The sequence below is a fragment of the Flavobacterium sp. genome, from assembly GCF_035760125.1.
In the GTDB taxonomy this organism is placed as follows: Bacteria; Bacteroidota; Bacteroidia; order Flavobacteriales; family Flavobacteriaceae; genus Flavobacterium.
Genome location: NZ_DASTTN010000227.1, coordinates 1 through 3,509, shown reverse-complemented (window position 1 = coordinate 3,509; position 3,509 = coordinate 1). Strand labels below are relative to the sequence as shown.

Genomic DNA, 3,509 nt, shown 5'->3' with positions numbered 1-3,509 from the left:
GTAGAAAAACAAGGCCTTTTACCGTCGTTTTTGTTAACTGGGAATGCAATGCACAGCCAGACCCGCAGGGACATGCCATAATACTTTTATAGCTTTCTGAATTTATTTAAAAAAAAGCCACCAAAACTTAATTCGGTGGCTGATTAAAAATATACTAATCAAAATATTTTTATTGGAATCTATTGTTTGATGAACTTCATTACTTTTACTTTATTTTCCTCGTTGTAAGCCTTAATAAAATACATTCCGTTATCTAAATCACTTACACTGTATTGTTGGTCTTTCGCTTTGCTTTTATTGAAAGTTTTAACTAATTGACCTGTTATAGAATAAATTTGAACTTTAGTTGTATTGGTATTTAATGTAAAATAACTCGAAGCTGGATTTGGATAAATGTAGATATCTTTTAATACTTCAAAATCAGTAGTGGCCAAAGTGGTGGTTTTATTTCCATAGATTCTGAATTCTCCTGGTTGCAAATTTATTGTTGCATTTGCATCAGTTACTGTGTAAGGTGAATTATCCATTAAATTGTACCAAGATCCAATATATTGGAAACCTGTGGTTACATTCTTGGCTATTACATCAAAATTGGCAATGATTAGAACATCTTTAAGATCTGTACTTGACAAAGCACTATTGGTAATTTTTATATTTGGTGTTAATGTTGTTCCTGATGCTATAGTAGCCGTACCCGAAAATACAGCTTCGGTAGTTTTTAAACTAATCATTCTGGCCCAATCATTGTAAATTTTATTACGGTAACCGTCGTTTAACCAATTATTTATCCATTGTGGTTGTGGTTTGGTAGATAATTTACAATCATCTGGAATAGTTGAAGTATCATCATTTACGGAACCATCACCACAAGTAAAAATAGAGGATTCCATCCCCAAATCTGCAAAATGCCATATCATTTTTGGACCAGGAACTAATAAAGAAACGGCGCCTATTGCTGACATTCTCGATAAGGCTACATTAAGATTTTTTACATTATGAGAAGAATTTGCACTGTTTCCATATTTTAGATTTTTGTACATCAAGCGTTCTTCATCATGGCTTTCGGCGTATCCCATAACTCTATTCCCGAGAAAACCGCTATGATTTAGTCCATACATTCTTGAAATATCATTTTCTGAATTGTAACCCATTGATAATTGGTTGTAATTTTTATTCATATTTCCCCACATCATCACTCCTTTGCTTGGTGTTTCTGTAAATCTGTAATTCGCCCATTCCTTTTCTTCGCTGTCACTTCCTAGGTGCTCAAAAATAGTATAGTGAGTTGGGTCTAATGTCCAAGAAGCATCAGCATATTCTTTTAAAATTGCAACACGGTCTGCTTGGTATGTATTGGTGCAAGCATCTTGTCCTCCTGCAACATTTGAAGGACAATTTTGCGTAAAACCTTTGGTCAAATCCCAACGGAAACCGTCAATTTTGTATTCTTCGATCCATTGTTTAATTACTCTTTTTACATAATTTTTTGTATAAGTTGAAGAATGGTCAAAGTCTTCACCTACGCTATAACTGTGCTTTGCAACGGTATTGAAATAAGGATTTTCGGTAGTTGGGGAACCATATCCATCTCCATCGGGATCATTCATCCACATACGGATCATTGGATTTCGCCCAAAAGCATGATTCAAGGCTACATCGAGAATTACTGCTATTCCATTTTGGTGACATAAGTCAATTAATTCTTTTAATTTGGTAGAAGGACCATAAAATTTATCCAATGCCATATGAAAAGAAGTGTTGTATCCCCAACTTTCGTTTCTTTCGAATTCCATTACAGGCATTAGTTCAATAGCATTGATTTTTAAATTTTTAAAATAATCAATGCGGTCAATCAAATTTTGATAATTTCTATTGGCATCAAAATCTCTTACTAAAACTTCATATACAACCAGTTTATCTTTTTCTGGTTTTACAAAAGTGGTTGTAGCAGTACTCCAAGCATAAGGAGTTTGCCCAGTTTGTAAAACTGTTACTTCTTTGTCTTGACCTGCAGGATATACAGGCATGTTAGGGTAAGTTGAAGCAGGAATTCCTGGATCATCAGGTGTTAAAACTAAAGTTGAATAGGGATCGGCTGTTTTTACAAGTGCAGGGGAATTGGCAATTGGAGTTGTTTCTCCAACCCAATATTGATAAGTATAATTTGTTCCTGATACTAATCCTGTCAATTCTATCCAAAATTTTGTAGAACCAGAGGTGGCATCTTTTTTCATAGCATAAGTAGCACCCGGTTGCCAATTGTTAAAACTTCCTGCCACATAAACAAAATCTTTTAAAGGTGCATCTAAAACTAAAGTAGCTTTGGTGGCATCATTAGGATTGTAATTGATTCCATCGACCATACCAGCTGGAATAGTTTCAGAAACAGTATTTGGACTTATAACTACGGTGAATTTTTTAGTTAAAGTTGTCGTGCCTTGAGTTACTTCCAATTCATAGTTTTGATTCTCAGTTATGTTGGTGTGTGTGAACGAATAACTCGAAGTACTCAGAGTAGTATTGATGCTAACCCCGTTTGATTTTAAATTATAACTTGCAACACCATTGGTATTTGTTGCAGCTATTGAAAGACTTCCGCCAGAAGCTAAAATAGTGGTGCTGTTCTGTACTGGCGAAGTTAAGTTAACTTGAAAACTTCCAACATTAAAAATGAAGTCATTGCAATTAGGTGCTAGTTTTAGGGTTGCAGATCCAGAAGCATTGCGAAATACCATTCCAAGCTTTGTAGCTGTAGATTGTTGGCTGGCACTTAAACCAAAATAAGTGCTAGGTGTAATAGTTTTGCTCCAAGTACCGTCAACATTTTTTGTCATTAAACCAATACTGTCATCGGCTCCCCAATTTCCAACCACTGCATATCCAAAAGCGTTGGTATCATCACCAATACCAGAATGCATATATACTTTTGCGGGAGATGCACCCATCGTATTACATGTTGCTGATGCAAATGAAACAGTTATGGTGATTTGGTCAGTAACACTAAATGTTGATGGGGATATGGTAACTTGCTGTGCCATGCTCCCTAACGATAAAAAAAGGAATAAGAAAAGTATAGTTTTTTTCATAATTTTAATTTAATTCTATTTTAGTTTTTGATTTCTTATAAAGATAATACTATAATTAAGAGCCAATAACAAACAATTCACGATAACGTTGTAGTGTTAAAAACTTTGTTTTTTTAAGATGTTTTTTCGCATAAGTGAAAAATATCTATTTCAATTTTTATTTTCTTATCTAATAGTTAATTTTCTAAATTGATAAAATATGCGTTCTATTAAGCGCATATCATCTGTAATAATATCGGCATGAGCCGTTAACTCTTTGTCGAATTTTAATTTTTTATCAAAATTAGTTGTCAATCCATTAGGAATAGTAATTTCTATAAAATAGTTACCATCTTTATCTGTAACAGTAGACATTGTTTGAATTTTACCTTCTAACATACCATATTCTTGATATGGAAAATTATCAAGTTTAATTAATACTTT

At 33.6% G+C, this 3,509-nt stretch carries 1 protein-coding gene and 1 pseudogene; both read right to left on the bottom strand.

What is annotated here, in order from left to right; genetic code table 11:
- Positions 1 to 179 precede the first annotated feature (179 nt).
- Entirely contained in the window at positions 180 to 3,086 is a 2,907-nt protein-coding gene (locus VFS71_RS08320; RefSeq protein WP_326400492.1) for an alpha-amylase family glycosyl hydrolase, read from the bottom strand.
- Between the two features lie 165 nt (positions 3,087 to 3,251).
- Positions 3,252 to 3,509 (bottom strand): annotated as a pseudogene (locus tag VFS71_RS08315) (HlyD family secretion protein); the annotation flags it as partial.

Coding starts and splice junctions, on each gene's coding strand:
- VFS71_RS08320 (WP_326400492.1), bottom strand. CDS start 3,086: ATGAAAAAAACTATACTTTTCTTATTCCTTTTTTTATCGTTAGGGAGC.